At 51.4% G+C, this 17,151-nt stretch carries 9 protein-coding genes, 1 pseudogene and 2 riboswitches; of the genes and pseudogenes, 4 read left to right on the top strand and 6 right to left on the bottom strand.

Annotated features, from left to right (window positions below):
• Window positions 1-153 precede the first annotated feature (153 nt).
• The gene (locus tag AC1RVX_RS19310) at window positions 154-2,259 is read left to right on the top strand and encodes a putative bifunctional diguanylate cyclase/phosphodiesterase (RefSeq protein WP_493218234.1); all 2,106 of its coding nucleotides are present in this window, start codon (window positions 154-156) and stop codon (window positions 2,257-2,259) included.
• A gap of 78 nt (window positions 2,260-2,337) precedes the next feature.
• Here AC1RVX_RS19310 and gcvP read toward each other — a convergent pair whose 3' ends face one another.
• The 4 genes from gcvP to AC1RVX_RS19290 all read right to left on the bottom strand — a co-directional run bounded on the left by gcvP (window position 2,338) and on the right by AC1RVX_RS19290 (window position 10,020).
• Window positions 2,338-5,226, bottom strand: a complete 2,889-nt coding sequence (gene gcvP, locus AC1RVX_RS19305) for an aminomethyl-transferring glycine dehydrogenase (RefSeq protein ID WP_493218233.1) — start codon at window positions 5,224-5,226, stop codon at window positions 2,338-2,340.
• A 120-nt stretch (window positions 5,227-5,346) separates the two neighbouring features.
• Window positions 5,347-5,724, bottom strand: a complete 378-nt coding sequence (gene gcvH, locus AC1RVX_RS19300) for a glycine cleavage system protein GcvH (protein WP_493218232.1) — start codon at window positions 5,722-5,724, stop codon at window positions 5,347-5,349.
• Between the two features lie 81 nt (window positions 5,725-5,805).
• On the bottom strand, window positions 5,806-6,936 hold the full coding sequence (gcvT, locus tag AC1RVX_RS19295) for a glycine cleavage system aminomethyltransferase GcvT (RefSeq protein ID WP_493218231.1): 1,131 nt from the start codon (window positions 6,934-6,936) through the stop codon (window positions 5,806-5,808).
• 72 nt (window positions 6,937-7,008) lie between these two features.
• A riboswitch (glycine riboswitch) is annotated at window positions 7,009-7,132 on the bottom strand.
• Between the two features lie 11 nt (window positions 7,133-7,143).
• Window positions 7,144-7,231, bottom strand: a riboswitch (glycine riboswitch).
• Between the two features lie 392 nt (window positions 7,232-7,623).
• Window positions 7,624-10,020, bottom strand: a complete 2,397-nt coding sequence (locus AC1RVX_RS19290; protein ID WP_493218230.1) for a penicillin acylase family protein — start codon at window positions 10,018-10,020, stop codon at window positions 7,624-7,626.
• Window positions 10,021-10,309: 289 nt separating this feature from the next.
• On the opposite strand from AC1RVX_RS19290, the gene AC1RVX_RS19285 reads away from it, so the two are divergent.
• From AC1RVX_RS19285 to AC1RVX_RS19275, 3 genes are all read left to right on the top strand, one after another.
• A complete protein-coding gene (locus AC1RVX_RS19285; protein ID WP_493218229.1) occupies window positions 10,310-12,127 on the top strand; it encodes an ABC transporter transmembrane domain-containing protein in 1,818 nt (605 codons plus the stop codon).
• A 282-nt stretch (window positions 12,128-12,409) separates the two neighbouring features.
• The gene (locus AC1RVX_RS19280) at window positions 12,410-13,630 is read left to right on the top strand and encodes an MFS transporter (RefSeq protein WP_493218228.1); all 1,221 of its coding nucleotides are present in this window, start codon (window positions 12,410-12,412) and stop codon (window positions 13,628-13,630) included.
• A 340-nt stretch (window positions 13,631-13,970) separates the two neighbouring features.
• Window positions 13,971-15,533, top strand: a complete 1,563-nt coding sequence (locus AC1RVX_RS19275; protein WP_493218227.1) for a transglycosylase SLT domain-containing protein — start codon at window positions 13,971-13,973, stop codon at window positions 15,531-15,533.
• A 115-nt stretch (window positions 15,534-15,648) separates the two neighbouring features.
• Here AC1RVX_RS19275 and AC1RVX_RS19270 read toward each other — a convergent pair whose 3' ends face one another.
• Window positions 15,649-16,902: a tetratricopeptide repeat protein gene (locus AC1RVX_RS19270; protein WP_493218226.1), complete on the bottom strand. Its 1,254-nt coding sequence runs from the start codon at window positions 16,900-16,902 to the stop codon at window positions 15,649-15,651.
• A gap of 170 nt (window positions 16,903-17,072) precedes the next feature.
• A pseudogene (locus AC1RVX_RS19265) lies at window positions 17,073-17,151 on the bottom strand (biopolymer transporter ExbD); the annotation flags it as partial.

Below are 17,151 nucleotides of genomic sequence, written 5' to 3'. Positions count from 1 at the left end.
TTTTATATCTGCAAGCACGCCCCCTTAGATATAAAAATATTAAGCTTGCCATAAGCCGTTTTTCCTTCACTTTGTGCGTCATCGTACAGACGCCAGTTGACATGTCACGTAATTTATACAAACGAGAACATGACACGGCAAAGGAACAGACAGATGGCGCAGCGAATACTTATTATCACCAACGATCTGACTGACTGCATTTCGCTACAGAATGCATTGCGCGACACCACCGATGGCCCTTACGAAGTCTTGATCGCAGACAGCCTGTCAAATGCCATAACTCAGATCCAGAAACACAAGATAGATGCGATACTGGCAGATATGTATCTGCCGGATAGTCAGGGTATGGCAACTTTCAACACCTTATATGCCAATGCCCCACAGACACCTATTCTGACGCTGTGCGGTGATGATGAAACACTCGCGATTGAAGCAGTCAAATCAGGCGCTCAAGGCTATTTGACCAAGGGACACTTTGCCAGTTATCTGGTGCCGCAATCCTTGCGCAATGTCATACAGCGTAAAGCGGTAGAAGAGTCTATCTACATCGATAAGGTGCGTGCAGAAATTACACTTAACTCCATCAGTGATGCAGTCATCGGCACGGATATGTTGGGTAATGTTGACTATTTGAATGTCGCCGCAGAACACTTGACCTTGTGGACAAGAGAAGAAGCACGCGGCCAGCCCATTACCACCGTCATGCCCATCATACATAGTGAAAGCAGGCTGGAAAAAGACAATCCTGTAGCCACGGTATTACAGCAGGATATGGCAACCGCCCTGACCCCGGGAACCATCCTCATCAGACGCGACGGCAGTGAAGTAGCAATTGAAGATTCCACGGCACCCATCCACGACTCGGCGGGTAATATAGCTGGTGCGGTCATGGTTTTCCATGATATTACTGATGCCAAGGCCATGGCTGTAAAAATGGCGCACCTGGCACAGCATGATTTTCTTACCAATTTACCTAATCGCGCCCTGCTGAATGATCGTATAGCTCAGGCAATTGGTCTCGCAAAACGCCGCAACAGCTTTCTGGCCATCCTGTTTATGGATCTGGATAATTTCAAGCATATTAATGATTCACTTGGGCACGCTACCGGTGACAAGCTGCTGAAATCAGTGACAGAACGCCTAAGCGCATGTGTCCGCAGTTCTGACACAGTCAGCCGTCAGGGGGGCGATGAATTCGTGATTCTGGTGACAGACGACAAGTCCGTCGAAAATGCTGCCCTGACTGCGGAGAAATTATTAAAATCCCTGGCAACACCGCATCACATCAACAAACATGAACTGCATGTCACCTCCAGCATAGGCATCAGTGTTTACCCGTCTGACGGCACTGATGCAGAAACCCTGATCAAGAATGCTGATACAGCCATGTACCAGGCCAAGGACAAGGGACGCAACAATTATCAGTTTTTCAAACCCGAAATGAATGTGCGGGCAGTCGAGCGCCAGGTCATCGAAGCCAATCTGCGCGTTGCCCTGGTGCGCAATGAATTTTTCTTGCATTATCAACCCAAGATCAATCTGAAAACCGGTGAAATTACCGGTGCAGAAGCCTTGCTGCGCTGGCAGCATCCACAATGGGGTATGGTGCCTCCAATACGTTTCATCAGCATTGCTGAAGACTGCGGTGTCATTGTACCGATTGGTCGCTGGGTGCTGCGCGAAGCCTGTGTACAGACCCGGCGTTGGCAGGATAGCGGCCTGGACATCGCCACCATCTCAGTCAATATATCTGCCGTTGAATTTCGCCGCCAGGATTTTGTAACAGCCGTGAATGCCATACTGATAGAAACCGGCTTACCTTCGACCTGTCTGCAACTGGAAATTACCGAAAGTGTATTGATGCGCAATGCAGAAGGCAGTATTGCCATCCTGGAGCAGTTAAAAAACATGGGTATACAATTGGCCATTGACGACTTCGGCACCGGTTATTCCAGTCTCAGCTACCTGAACCAGTTCCCCATCGATGTACTGAAAATTGACCAGTCATTTGTACAGGACATAGGCAACAACAAAACCAGTAGCGATGGCATCATCGTCAGCGCCGTGATCGCCATGGGAAATAGTCTGAAACAAAAAGTCGTTGCAGAAGGCGTGGAAGACGAAGAACAATTGACCTTCCTCAAGGAACAGCATTGTGAAGAAGGGCAAGGCTATATTTTCAGCAGGCCAGTGGGATCTGAACAATTTGAGAAATTGCTGCGTCAGCGCGTCATGTCCCAGAACTTGGTCCTGATCTGAAATTTACGTCTATTGATGAAAAAAAACGGACATGATTGCATGTCCGTTTTGTTTAAAACTCAAACCATGTAATACGGCTTATTCGTAATCACTGACCGGTATGCAAGAACAGAACAGGTTACGGTCACCATAGACATTGTCGGCACGACCAACCGGTGCAAAGTACTTATTCTTGCGCAGGGAAGTCACAGGATAAGCTGCCACTTCACGGCTGTAAGCATGTGGCCATTCATTAGCGATCAGCACTTCTGCTGTGTGCGGTGCATGTTTCAGCGGGTTGTCCTTGGCGTCAAATTCACCACTGGCCACCTTGGCGATTTCTTCACGTATGCTGATCATGGCATCGATGAAGCGATCGAGTTCAGCTTGCGATTCGCTTTCTGTCGGTTCTATCATCAATGTACCAGGCACAGGGAAGCTCATGGTCGGCGCATGGAAGCCAAAGTCGATGAGGCGTTTTGCCACATCTTCATTGCTGATGCCGGTGGCATCTGTCAATGGACGCAGATCCAGTATGCATTCATGTGCGACCAGACCATCATGACCGCTGTACAGCACAGGGTAATGCGGTGCCAGGCGTTTGGCGATGTAGTTGGCAGCAAGGATCGCTGTTTCTGTCGCTGCCTTCAAACCTTCAGAGCCCATCATGGCAATATACATCCATGAGATAGGCAAGATGCTGGCAGAGCCGAATGGTGCGGCGCTGACGGCAGAAATACCATTTTCACCACGCACATAGCCTGTCGATTTCTGATTAGGCAAGAATTTTGCAAGATGCGCGCCGACTGCTACCGGGCCAACGCCTGGTCCGCCACCACCGTGAGGAATACAGAAAGTCTTGTGCAGGTTCAGATGGCTGACATCGCCACCAAACTTGCCTGGTGCAGCCACACCCACGAGCGCATTCATGTTGGCACCATCGACATATACCTGACCGCCGTGGCTATGCACGATTTCGCACAATTGTTGAATGCCTTCTTCAAACACGCCATGCGTGGATGGATAAGTCACCATCGCTGCTGCCAGATTGGCACTGTGCTTCTCAGCCTTAGCTTGCAGGTCAACCAGGTCAACATTGCCCTTGTCGTCGCAGGCCACCACCACTACGTCCATACCGACCATGCTGGCCGATGCGGGATTGGTACCATGCGCAGAAGACGGGATCAGGCAGATATTGCGGTGTGCTTCACCACGGGAAGCATGATAAGCCTGGATCACCAACAAGCCAGCGTACTCACCCTGGGAACCAGCATTTGGTTGCAGGGATACGGCGTCGTAGCCGGTTGCTGCGCATAACATGGCTTCCAGCTGATCGATCATTTCGCGGTAACCGATAGTCTGGTCATCCGGCGCAAATGGATGGATGCTGGAAAACTCTGGCCAGGTCACAGGAATCATTTCACTGGTGGCGTTCAGTTTCATCGTGCATGAACCCAGCGGTATCATGGTGCGGTCCAGCGCCAGGTCTTTGTCAGCCAGGCTGCGCAGGTAACGCAGCATTTCATGTTCTGCGTGATAACGGTTGAAGGTTGGGTGCGTCAGGAAAGTTGTACCACGTGTCAGCGCTGCCGGATAAGCGTCATTGACGCCAGCTTCTATCGCTGCAAAATCTGGTGTCGCAGTTACACCGCTGGCCTTGGCAAAAATCGCCCACAGGGCTTCAACATCGGCGCGTGTCACTGTTTCATCCAGAGAGACACCGACCTGTGTTGCGCTGATCTGGCGCAGGTTGTAGCCAGCAGCTTCAGCCGCCTGATGGCAAGCGGCTGCATTGGCGATATTGACAGTCAGTGTGTCAAAGTAAGTTGTGTTGGCTATAGCCAAACCTTGCTGTTTCAAGCCACCAGCCAGTACACCCGTCAGACGATGCACACGCAAAGCGATCTGACGCAGGCCAGCAGGACCGTGATAGACGGCATACATGGAAGCAATTACCGCCAGCAGCACTTGTGCCGTGCAGATATTCGATGTGGCTTTTTCACGGCGGATATGTTGTTCACGTGTTTGCAGGGCCAGGCGATATGCCTTATTGCCTTGCGCATCAATTGTCACGCCGACCAGACGGCCAGGCATGCTGCGTTTGAATGCATCGCGCGTACCCATATAACCTGCGTGTGGGCCACCAAAGCCCAGCGGTACACCAAAGCGCTGACTGTTACCGACGACTACGTCAGCGCCCCACTCACCTGGCGATGCGATCAGCGTCAGCGCCAGCAAATCGGCAGCGGCAATCACCATCGCACCTTTGGCATGCAGGGCAGCCGCGTATTCGCGGTAATCAACGATGGAACCATCCACACCAGGATATTGCAGCAAGACGCCAAAACAATCATTGTCCAGCGCTTCTGTACCGGCGCAGGTACGCACGTCTATACCCAGCGGCTTGGCACGTGTTTCGATGATTTCGCGTGTTTGTGGCAAGACATCGGCAGCGACATAAAACACATTGGATTTGGATTTACCAACACGCTGTATCAGCGTCATCGCTTCTGCAGCAGCCGTGCCTTCGTCGAGCATGGAAGCATTGGCAATGTCCATGCCTGTCAAATCAGTGATGACTTGCTGGAAGTTCAGGATAGCTTCGAGGCGTCCCTGGGAAATCTCTGGTTGATACGGTGTATAAGCGGTGTACCAGGCTGGATTTTCAAAGATATTGCGCAGAATGACACCTGGCGTTTGGGTATTGTAATACCCCTGACCAATCAATGACTTCAGCACACGGTTTTTTGACGCCAGTGCCTTCAGGGTTGCCAGCGCTTCCTGTTCAGACTTGGCTTCGGTGAATTGGGCCAGTGGCAGCACGTCATGACGGCGGATATTGGCCGGGACGATGGCATCAATCAGGGCGGTGCGATTCGCATAGCCCAGGGTTTTCAACATGGCGGCTTGTTCTGCTTCAGAAGGGCCGATATGGCGTGCGATGAAAGCATCGTGTGCTTCCAGTTGTGTCAGTGAAGGACGGGTCATGGTATATGGGGTACAGAAGAGTAACGTGGAGTATCAGGCGGAGCTATGCAGGGCAAACCGCATTCAGGCAAATCCATATCAAAAGAGGCAGCCACGAGGCCACCTCTTTTAACTACATAATCAAGCGATGTTCTTGGCGTAAGCTTCTGCGCTCAGCAAACCATCAACATCAGCAATATTTGCTGGTTTCAGCTTGAACAGCCATGCAGAAAAAGCGTCTGCATTGATGGATTCTGGTGCGTCCGCCAGTGCTTCATTGATAGCAACGACTTCACCAGTCACTGGTGCATAAATATCACCGGCAGCTTTGACTGATTCAACCACGGCGCAATCTTTGCCCGCTTCCAGTGCTGCACCAATTTCAGGCAATTCAACAAAAACGATATCGCCCAACGCATCCTGAGCAAATTCAGTAATGCCGACGGTGATGGTACCGTCTGCTTCTGTGCGTACCCATTCGTGGGATGTGGTGTATTTCAGATTTGCTGGTACGTTCATGATGGGCTCCAAATAAGTAAATTGTATTGAAATTCTATTGAAATTGCGTTAAGCAGTAATCAGTATGGCTGCCAGTTCAAATCACGCAGCCAAAATTTTGCCGTTACGGACGAAAGGCAGCTTGACCACGGACGCTGCCAATTGCTTGTCACGTATAACAACCTGTACAGTATCGCCCACAGACACGCCCATAGGCAACCGCGCCAGGGCAATTGCTTGCTGCATCGTCGGGCTGAAGGTACCACTGGTAATTTCACCCTCGCCTTGCGCGCAGACGACTTTTTGATGGGCGCGCAAGATGCCGCCTTTTTCACGCAGGATCAAACCCAGGAACTGGGCATTCTGCCCTTGAGTCTGCAAGGCTTGCTTGCCGACGAAATCACGTTCGCTGACAAGATCAATCGTCCAGGCCAGACCAGCATCGAGCGGGTTGACGGTTTCATCCATGTCCTGACCATACAGGTTCATGCCAGCTTCCAGACGCAGGGTGTCACGTGCACCCAGGCCAGCAGGTTTGACACCAGCGGCTGCCAGCGCATTCCACAAGTCATTGACACGATCAGCAGCAACAGCAATTTCAAAACCATCTTCACCGGTATAACCAGTGCGTGCCACCATCACTTCACCAAAGGAAGTGTCAGCCACGATAACGGCATTGAAGGGTTTGATGTCGGCACTGGCGGCTTTGGTTTCTGGCAAGACTTCCCAGGCTTTGGCGCGTGCATTCGGCCCCTGCACTGCCACCAGGGCGAAGGCATTCGCACCATCACGACGTTGGGTAATTGTCAGGCCGCTGTTGGTGGCCGCATTGTGGGCATTCATCCATGCCACATCTTTTTCTGCGGTGCCGGCGTTGACCACCAGGCGGAACCAGTTTTCGCTGAAGAAGTAAATGATCAGATCATCGATGACGCCGCCTTCAGGCTTGAGCATGCAGGAATACAGAGCCTTGCCTGCTACCTGCAATTTATCGACATTATTGGCGACCAGGCCACGCAGGAAGCTACGTACATTTTCACCCCGCAAATCGACGACACACATATGGGATACGTCAAACATGCCGCAATCCGTGCGCACTGCATGATGTTCTTCGATTTGGGAACCATAGTTGACAGGCATGTCCCAACCGCCAAAATCAACCATTTTTGCGCCAGCCGCACGATGGGCTGCATTGAGGGGAGTTGCCTTGAGTGATGTCGCTGCTTGCGTCATGAATGCCTCGTTACCAGATTGAAGGGACGAACAAACGCATGCCGACGAATAAACGTCGCATGCGTTGAAATCGCATACCCCTCTGTCCTGGTACCTGAGAGATTACGGGAGCTTTGTATGTTTGCTTTCCCGCGCGCACCTTCGGTGGGTAGTCCGGCCAACTGCATTGCCGCTACCACTCTCCAGAGTTGGAGTAACTTTTAGCTACCCCGTCGATCGGTCCTTTTGCCTGAGAGTTTTTTGGGTATTAGCCCCTTCGGCGGCAACTTTCGTCACGCTCTCCCGATCAAGTAGCGAGATTATATAAGGCTTGCAGAGGCTTGGATAGTTGGGTGTGGAAATATTTACATAAAAGCTGCGCGCATACCGGAATATTTATCCAAATAGCAATCAAACACAGTTTTGGCGATTTTTTTGAGCGCTACCAGCGTTAATCAAAAAATGAAGCGGGGAACAGACATCGTCCTTGTAAAAAAATCAGGAAGGGCTCCAGCTATATAAGACCATCATCAATATCAATTCTGTATTAATCTCCAATTAGTGCATCCAGTAGTAATAATTGCCGCCAAGCATTGATAACTACCAGCACATGGAAGCTCAGTTGCAATAGGTGAAGGTTTGAGCGGTCATTCTCAAACGCTCAGCTCCGCAGGACATTCTTGCCCATGGAAACGACATACGAGCAACCTACTTCCCTCGCAACACCAATACACTCCTGGTATGCGCGCTCACATCTTTCGCGTCCAAATACTGCTGCACATAATTTCCCGCCACGAATCCTGTTGCCTGATCATTGTAATGGGCATCAAACCAAACGCCGCTCTGACCGACTGGATTGATACCCAGCGCCTTGCTGGCATCGGCAAAATCGATCAGACGGCGGGTTGAGGGGCCGTAAGTTACTTCCCATGGTGCCGGACCAATGGGGCTGGAAAGGTTGTTTGGCACTTCCCGCCCACCGGGTGCGGCGTAGGGGCCGACGTTGAACAGTTTGTCCAGCGGTTTTTGCTGTGACAGCGGATGTTTGTGCGTCAGTGTATGCGCCCTGCCCCAGGTCCATTGTTTGCTGTCATTGCCAAAGGTATTTTGCAGATGGGCGATGCTGTCGCGCCAAGCGAGGCGAATAATATCGTCACGGCTTTCCACCGCTGGTGTTTTGCGATTATCCCACCAGGGGGAATGTTCATCCGCCAGCAAACGTGGTAAGGCCATATCCAGCACCCGTGTGCGCAGCAGATTCTTGAACTGCACTTCGCCCAGTTCATCCGCCATGGCAGCAAAACTCACCTGATACAAAAGCTGGCTGATGATCACAGGTGCCACACTGTTGATCTGGTAACTGCCATCCCATTTTTCCAGTTGATCCAGCAGCCGACGGCCTTCGGCATCGCTGACTTGCCGGCGCAATACCGGCAGCAGGTTTTGTAAAAGCTGTGGCCCGTATTCAGTACGGGTATCGAGTTGCAGGGCCTGGCTGTTTTTGGTATCCCATTTGATACCAGGTTTGGCCAGCAGATATTCCAGTCTGCGCGCACGCTCGGGCAAATTGTAGTAACCGGGTATGGCAAAATTAGCCGACGGCAATGGCTGCTGATTGGCAGACACGATAAAACCACGTTCTGGATTGATCTCATGCGGGTTATCGGCAAAGTCGTAATAGCCGGGCTTGTCTGCCTCCGTGCTGCTGCCATCCAGAATGAAAGCGGGATTCACCTCCGGCGGGCGCTTAACCAACTTGGCGGCAGCCCACCAGGCAATATCGCCATTGGTGCTGGCCCACAATACATTCAGGCCCGGCGCATGGATTTTGCTGACAGCCTGGCTGGCCAGGGCCTGAGTGTTGGCACGATTCAATTCATAAAAGGCATTCAGCACAGGGTTTTCTGTTTCCAGAAATGCCCACCACATCGCCACAGGATTATTACGGAAGTTATCGCGAAATGCATCGGTAATAATGGGGCCATGCGGCGAAGACCGCAGTTGCAGTCGAACCGGATCGCTGCCCTTGACCTTGATAATTTCTTCACGGCTGTGCATATCCACCCACTGCCCTTTGATCCAGACCTGGTTGGCATTTTGCGGGTTCACTTTTTCTGCTATCAGGTCCAGATCATCATTCTGGAACATGGTCAGCGTCCAGCCAAATTGGCTATTATGACCAAGCAAGGCAAACGGGTTCAGTACCTGATGATGCCCATACAGCTCAAAGCCTGGCATTTTCAGATGCGCTTCATACCAGACAGCCGGGACTGAATAGGCAATGTGCGGGTCGCCAGCCAGCAAAGGCTTGCCACTGGCAGTTTTGTTGCCAGAGACCACCCAGCCATTGCTGCCTTCCAGTTGCGGCAAACCGAATTCTTCCATGGCCTGCTGGCTGGTGGTGGCAATGCGTTGCAAGTTGGCCCAGTCTGAATGGCTTAATTGTGGGGCAGATTTGATAACACCTTGCGGATACCACGACAGATCAAATATGCGCAGGTAATCCGGCCCAAGCTGGTCACGTACCTGTGTCAGCACCGGTTCAGTGCGAAACGCAGCGGCAAAGCTGTAGGCCATGTAGCCGGAAACGGCGATGGTATCTTCCGCCGTAAACGAACGTTTGGGAATGCCCAGCAAATCAAATTCCAGTGGGGCCGCATGCCCGGCCTGAAATTGATTGATACCATCCAGATAAGCATTCAGGGCTTTTACAGGAGCAGAATTTGTATCCAGCTTCGCTGCATAGTCTGCCGCATGCTTGCGTATGCCCAGGGTACGGAACAGACGGTCGGTATCGACCAATTTAGGCCCCAGGATTTCTGCCAGTTCACCGCGCGCCAGACGGCGTGCCATTTCCATCTGAAACAGGCGGTCTTGCGCATGCACATATCCCAATGCACGATACAGATCAGCTTCATTTTTTGCTTCGATATGTGGCACGCCACGTTCATCATATTGCACCGTGACTTCAGCACTGAGACCGTTCAGCGCGCCACTACCAGAACGTTGCACGCGTTTGCCATAGACATATACTGAGGCAGCAATCAGCACGAGGACAATCAGGCCAAACAGCAACAGCAAACTCCACTTCAACAGACGTTTCATCAGCATCTCTCATTCCGGGTATGTTTGCTGATTTTACACTTGTCTGCCGGGACCGGATTTTTACAAATACAAATCCAGTTTGATCTGGCGCATTGACTGTTCGAATACATTTGTTGACAAAGCGCATAACAAACGGGTGGCAAAACAGTTTGCATATATTGCCAAACAAGCCACATCCCTTAATGCAAGCATAAAAAGAATTGCCCAGGCTATTGATTTTGCCTGACACACCATCATCTAATCGCTTTGCTATTGTTTAGCCCACGCTCGCCCTTATTCTGGACTGCGCATGACCACTTCCCCTCCCGGCACTGACATTTCGCAGCGCAGCAGCCTGCAAACGCTCAAAGGACTGTTGCCCTTCTTAAGGCCCTACAAAATGCAGTTTGTGCTGGCCGGTATTGCCTTGCTGGTGGCAGCCAGTGCAACACTGGCTATTCCCTATGCTTTCCGTCAAATGATAGACCTGGGCTTTGGTGGCGGCGATCACAACATCAAGCATGTGGATCTGACCTTTATTGCGCTGTTTGGCGTAGCCTGTGTGCTGGGCATTGCTACTGCGGCCCGGTTTTACATGGTGTCCTGGCTGGGTGAGCGGGTCACTGCAGATATTCGCGACGCCGTTTATTCCCACGTAGTGACGCAGAGCCCTGAATTTTTTGAAACCACCCAGACCGGTGAAGTGCTGTCGCGCCTGACAACCGACACCACGCTGATACAGACCGTGGTCGGCACCAGCATATCAATGGCCTTGCGCAATTTCCTGCTCTTTCTCGGCGGGCTGGTCATGCTGTTCATCACCAGCCCCAAACTGTCATCCATCATCATCGTCACGCTGGCGGTAGTGGTGTTGCCTATCGTCCTGTTTGGTCGCCGCGTGCGCAAGCTGTCGCGTGATTCGCAAGACCGGATTGCCGATGCATCAGCAATCGCAGGCGAAATTTTAAACGCGATGCCTACCGTACAGGCCTTTACTCATGAGCATATCGAAGCGCAACGTTTTTCTGGCTCGGTGGAAGGCGCCTTCCAAACCGCCATGCGTCGCATACGTGCACGATCAATGCTGACCCTGATTGCCATCCTGCTGGTATTTGGTGCCATCGTATTTGTGTTGTGGCTGGGCGCCCATGCGGTCATACAAGGCAGCATGAGTGGCGGTGAACTCGGTCAATTTATTCTGTATGCATCCATTGTCGCCGGTGCAGTCGGTGCATTATCGGAAGTGATGGGCGATGCCCAGCGCGCAGCCGGTGCCACCGAGCGCCTGCTGGAATTGATAGAAGCGCAGTCACCAATACAAAATCCAGCACCTGCCCAGACGTTAAGCCTGCCGGTCCGGGCAGAACACGGAGCTGAAGGCGCATCGCTGTCACTGCAAGGGCTGGAATTTCATTATCCTTCACGCCCCAGGACCGCCGCACTGTCAGACTTGAATCTGGATATACAACCAGGCGAAACGGTGGCAATTGTCGGTTCTTCCGGTGCAGGCAAGACCACCCTGTTCCAGATGCTGTTGCGCTTTTATGATCCGCAGCATGGTGAAATACGCCTGGACGGTGTGAATATACGTCAATTGAGCTTGCATGACTTGCGTGCGGCCATCGGCATAGTGCCACAAGATACCGTGATTTTTTCCGCCAACGCCATGGAGAACATCCGTTATGGCCAGGCCGATGCCAGTGATGCCGAGGTGATCGCCGCCGCCAAACTGGCCGCCGCGCATGAATTCATAGAGAGATTACCAGAAGGTTATCAATCTTTCCTCGGTGAGCGCGGGGTGCGCTTGTCTGGCGGACAAAGACAAAGGATAGCCATCGCCCGCGCCTTGCTGAAAAATCCGCCATTGCTGTTGCTGGATGAAGCGACCAGTGCCCTGGATGCCGAATCAGAACGCCTGGTACAGGGGGCACTGGAAGTAGCGATGCAAGGGCGCACCACTCTGATCATTGCTCACCGCCTGGCCACAGTACAGCGCGCAGACCGCATCATCGTCATGGAACACGGCAAGATAGTGGAAACCGGCACCCATGCATCACTGGTGGAACAAGGCGGTGTTTATGCCAATCTGGCTGCATTGCAATTTGATTTACATAAGGGCGAAGAATAAACCTGGAGCCTGCTGAGTCAATTCGCAGGCTCTTGAAGTTTTGCAGGCACCGCCTGTTTTTCCAAAATCACAGCGGCATTTGTCGCAATAACAGGCCGAAAGTAAACACGCTAAGTACGCAATCTATTCCTGCAAATCATGACGCGTTTTTTCCTGGCAAATAGCGGCGTCCATGGAAGGTTCTTAGAAATTGACTTGACATTATAGATTATAACCGTAATATACCAAAAAGATTACGACCATAATCCATAAAAAACAAAGCCCTCATCACCAGCAAGCCATATGGACACCAAAAGCAACTTCACAAACAGATATCCAGCCATCTGGCTGGTATTGCTAGGCACGGCTGGCACCTTTGCCCTGAGCATGGGAGTGCGGCAGAGCATGGGCTTGTTTCTCAGCCCCATGAATACCTCCACCGGTTTAGGGATAGGCAACATCAGCCTGGCTTTTGCTTTTGGCCAGTTGTGGTGGGGGCTGACACAACCATTTGCGGGCGCAATCGCCGACAAACTGGGTGCTGGCCGCGTTTTGTTGACCGGCATCGTGCTGGTAGCGCTGGGCACCTTTATCACTCCACTGATGACCACCACCGCCGGGCTGATTTTTGCGATAGGCATATTGGCTGCAGGTGGGGCCGGCATGGCCGGACCTGCTGTGTTGATGGCGACTGCCACCCGCATGATCCCAATTCAGAAACGCGGCATCGCCACCGGCATCATCAATGCTGGCGGATCTTTCGGACAGTTTCTGATGGCACCACTGGCTGTGTGGCTGATGAATCACTATGGCTGGAACAATGCCATGCAAATTCTGGGGCTGGTAGTCTTGCTGGCCCTGCCCGCTGCGTTTCTGCTACGTGGCAAACCTGTGCACAATACAGATAATGGACAAATGCCAAGCAGTACCAAAGACGCCATCTACAGTGCCCTGAAAAACACTGGCTACCTGATGCTGGCAGCCGGTTTTTTTGTCTGCGGCTTTCATGTCGCTTTTCTGGCAACGCATTTGCCTGGCATCATCAGTCTTTGCGGACTGCCTGTTGAATATGGCGCATGGTCCCTGGGCATACTTGGCCTGTTCAATATCGTCGGCAGCATTTCCATGGGCTGGGCCGTAGGCCGCTGGCGCATGAAAACCCTGTTGTCATTACTGTACGCGGCACGTGCCTTTGCCATCATCGTGTTTTTGCTAACCCCTAAAACCGGTCCCGCCGTACTGGTCTTTGCTGCCGTCATGGGGTTGACTTTCTTATCCACGGTACCGCCCACAGCCGGCCTGGTGGCCAAATTCTTTGGTCCAGCACATATGGCCAGCCTGTTTGGCATTATCATGCTGGCGCACCAATTAGGGGGCTTTCTGGGAGTCTGGTTAGGCGGCAAAGTCTTCGAAGCCAGCGGCAACTTCAATTTGCTCTGGTATATCGATATCTGCCTGGCCGTTGGCGCTGCACTGATACACCTGCCGATCAAAGAAAAACCATTGGCATTACAGCTTGCTTAAGTTGAGCAACAAGGCGGTTGAATGCCAATGAAGCGTTGCGGCATCAACAGTCCAGCCCTGAGCATGACTAAATAATAACGTCTGTCATCAACCTGAAAAGCAGGTAAAAAAATGTCGCATCCATGAGATAAGGCATCATTACCTCCATTTACACTCTGTAAAGATAATTTTAAGTACCAATGCCAGCACTTTCTTATATTTAATATGATGAATGTTGACCTGCAGATGTAACAGTTGTCATTTCATTGACATTTTCCTTGACGCTGCAATCCGCACTTGCGTACACTCTCACGATCCTGCAATCCACGTTGACCATGGTCGATTAGACAACTTATTGCCTATGAAACGATTTCCCTTACGCTCCTCATCCTTATTTGCTGCAGCGCTGCTTAGCTACGCTGCGCCGCAAATTTGCCAGGCTGACGCGCCTCCTGCATTCGCCTTGGCATCTGCACCGGAAACCATCGCTCCTGTACCAACTATAGGCACAGCACCTTCTGCAGTGCCAGAATTACCGCTGCCTATACCGCTTGATGCAACGACACTGGAATACACGAACAAAACCACTGATTTATGGGGCAGAATACGCGCTGGATATGCAATACCCGACCTGGAAAACCAACTGGTCGACAATCAACTTGCCTGGTACAGCACACGTACTGACTATATTCTGCGCACTGTACAACGTGGCTCACGTTACCTTTATCACGTGGTTGAGGAGTTGGAAAAGCGCGGCATGCCAACAGAATTGGCCCTGCTGCCTTTCATCGAATCCGCCTTCAACCCACAAGCCATATCCACCGCCAAAGCTACTGGCATGTGGCAGTTTATGGCTTCAACAGGGCGTGATTTCAACCTGAAACAGACCATGTTCAAGGATGACCGGCGCGGTGTGCTGGATTCCACTGATGCCGCCTTGAACTATCTTGAAAAATTGTATGGCATGTTTGGCGACTGGCAACTGGCGCTAGCGGCCTACAACTGGGGTGAGGGATCGGTGCAACGCGCCATCAAGAAACAGCAGGCGCTAGGCCTGCCTATCGACTTCCAGAGCCTGTCGGTGCACATGCCGAACGAAACCAGGAACTACCTGCCGAAATTGCAGGCTGTTAAAAATATCATTGGTCACCCGGAACAATTCAGCCTGGCCCTGCCCAAGCTGGAAAACCAGCCCTACTTTGTCACCATAGAAAAAACCAGGGACATTGATGTGCGGGTAGCAGCACAACTGGCAGAATTACCGCTGGCTGAATTTACGGCGCTCAATCCTCAATTCAGCCGCCCCGTCATTACCGGAGACAGCAATACCAAAATCTTGCTGCCGACCGATAATGCTGCACTGTTTAAAGAGAATCTCAGTAAATGGCAAGGCCCGTTGTCCACATGGTCTGCCCACACCGTGCAAAAAACTGAACGTATTGAGTCACTGGCACACAAGTTGGGCCTGAAACCCGAACTGCTCAGGGAAGTTAACCTGATCCCGGCAAAAATGATGGTCAAAGCGGGTTCCACCCTGCTGGTGCCAAAATCGGCTAAGGCTCCAGACAATGACATTTCGCTGGAAATTGCTGAAAAAGCCCAACTTATTATAGAGAAAACCTCTACCCGGCAAGTCAGCTACAAGGTCGGCAAGCATGACAACCTGGCAGGCATCGCCAAGCGTTATCGTGTCAGCATTGCTGATCTGAAGTCATGGAATAACCTGAAGCGCGACAATCTGTCCCACGGTCAGACTTTGCATGTGCAAGTACCGTTTGTCACCCAGGTAAGCCAGCATACCCCACTTGCCACCCGGCATACTGCGGCCGCTCCCAGGATCGTCCATCGCTCAGTTGCACCAGTGCACAATACTGGCAAGTCATTACTCGCCCACCTCAAGACTAGTCGTAAAAAGCACAGCTAGCGACGCACAGCCGTACTGCGACGTCACCACATTACGGCAAAAGATTCAATGAAAAAAAGGTGCCATTGGCACCTTTTTTCAAATATTGCACTGAAACACCAGTGCCCAGCCCGACTTATTTCATCGACTGATTGGCATAAATAATCCAGTAACGGGCCAAGTCTGCCGTGCCATCACTACCGCGTACTGTTTTCAATGCCTTAATCGCAGCAGATTTCTTACCCGCCAAAATATTGGCCACACCCAAATGCAACTTGGCATCGTCTTCATGCTTCAGGTTATCCTTGGCGATCCCCTCCTCCATCATGCTCAGACCCTTGTCAAACTTGCCTGCAGTTACATAGTTATAGCCCATATCGACAAGGCCAGTACCATCCTTGGCCTGCTTCGCTTCCGATTCGTTTGCCACCATGGCTTTGCTGGCATCATCCTGAGCCTTGGCCGCCATATCGCGCAAACGCTTGTGGCGATCAGCATCTTTACCCTCACCCAAGGCGCCAGCTTTGTAACCAGCATCAATAACCTTGATTGCCTCTGAAGGATAGCCAGCCTGGATAGCAAACAAAGACATATCCATAAAGTCTGCAGTTTTCGTGATCTGACCCAAAGCCAGCTTCAAACGCATCAAATCCAGCTTCAGACGTTCTGAATAGCCAGGTTGTTTTTGAACATTGTTCAACAAGTTGACCCAGTATTCTTTCTTGCCATGGAAAGACACCATTTTTTCCAGCGCGCTGGAATAAGTGGCCATGTCTTTGTTTCTCAGCGCGTCGTTGGCCAGGTATTCAAGATTGGTCAAACTTGGTACACGACCGGCTTTCTCGTCGGCAGCCAGTTCACCCTTGATTTCTTTCATGGCTTTGGCACTGTCACCACTCTGTGACATCGCCTGGATCAGGTAAGGACGCAAGGAAGGATCAGTACCGCCATCAGCATAATAGCGGTTATACCATTGGGCAGCTTTCGAGTAGTTGCCGGCCTTAAAATAAGCATTCGCCAGCACCTGTATCATTTGCAACTGCTCTTTGCCTGGCAATTTATTCGCAGAAACAATAGTCTCTGCAGAACGAATGACCGAATCATTGTCGCCTGCAGCTGATGCGATCGACAGACGCATGCGCTCTATCGTGAAATTTTCATGGACTGACTTACCACCAACGCTGTCCGCTTCATGAATCTTGGACAAGGCGTCTTTGTACTTCTTCGCTTTGTACAACTCACCAGCCGCCTGCACGATACGACCGATTTCAGGACGCATGGATTCCTGGGCATAGGCTTGGTTTGCTGCAATATTAGTTAATTCCGGAGCGGCGGCAAAGCCAATAGCTGCAATCAATACAGCAATACGAGACAAGCGAAGTTGCTTCATATGTTGATCTCTCAATCAATAAATTTAATAAACTTTGGGACTGCAGCTTCAGAAATACCTTAGGCTCAACCCGTGAATACGAAAAATGGCAGGGAGTCCCCTGCCAATTTTCTATCATACCTTAAGAACTCAGCATTGATGCGCTGAAATCGTCATGAAATGAATATTTGTCATTTCAAGAACTGTTCATTCCCGACCATGCCGATCTTGGTCACACCCAGACGCTGCGCTGCTGCCATCACCGCGGCC

It is taken from the genome of Undibacterium sp. GW821-FHT11B02 (genome assembly GCF_058808955.1).
Note: the sequence above shows the minus strand (reverse complement) of the source record. Positions and strands in the feature narration are given on the sequence as shown.

Coding starts and splice junctions, on each gene's coding strand:
- gcvH (WP_493218232.1), bottom strand. CDS start 5,724: ATGAACGTACCAGCAAATCTGAAATACACCACATCCCACGAATGGGTA.
- gcvP (WP_493218233.1), bottom strand. CDS start 5,226: ATGACCCGTCCTTCACTGACACAACTGGAAGCACACGATGCTTTCATC.
- gcvT (WP_493218231.1), bottom strand. CDS start 6,936: ATGACGCAAGCAGCGACATCACTCAAGGCAACTCCCCTCAATGCAGCC.
- AC1RVX_RS19270 (WP_493218226.1), bottom strand. CDS start 16,902: ATGAAGCAACTTCGCTTGTCTCGTATTGCTGTATTGATTGCAGCTATT.
- AC1RVX_RS19275 (WP_493218227.1), top strand. CDS start 13,971: ATGAAACGATTTCCCTTACGCTCCTCATCCTTATTTGCTGCAGCGCTG.
- AC1RVX_RS19310 (WP_493218234.1), top strand. CDS start 154: ATGGCGCAGCGAATACTTATTATCACCAACGATCTGACTGACTGCATT.
- AC1RVX_RS19280 (WP_493218228.1), top strand. CDS start 12,410: ATGGACACCAAAAGCAACTTCACAAACAGATATCCAGCCATCTGGCTG.
- AC1RVX_RS19285 (WP_493218229.1), top strand. CDS start 10,310: ATGACCACTTCCCCTCCCGGCACTGACATTTCGCAGCGCAGCAGCCTG.
- AC1RVX_RS19290 (WP_493218230.1), bottom strand. CDS start 10,020: ATGAAACGTCTGTTGAAGTGGAGTTTGCTGTTGCTGTTTGGCCTGATT.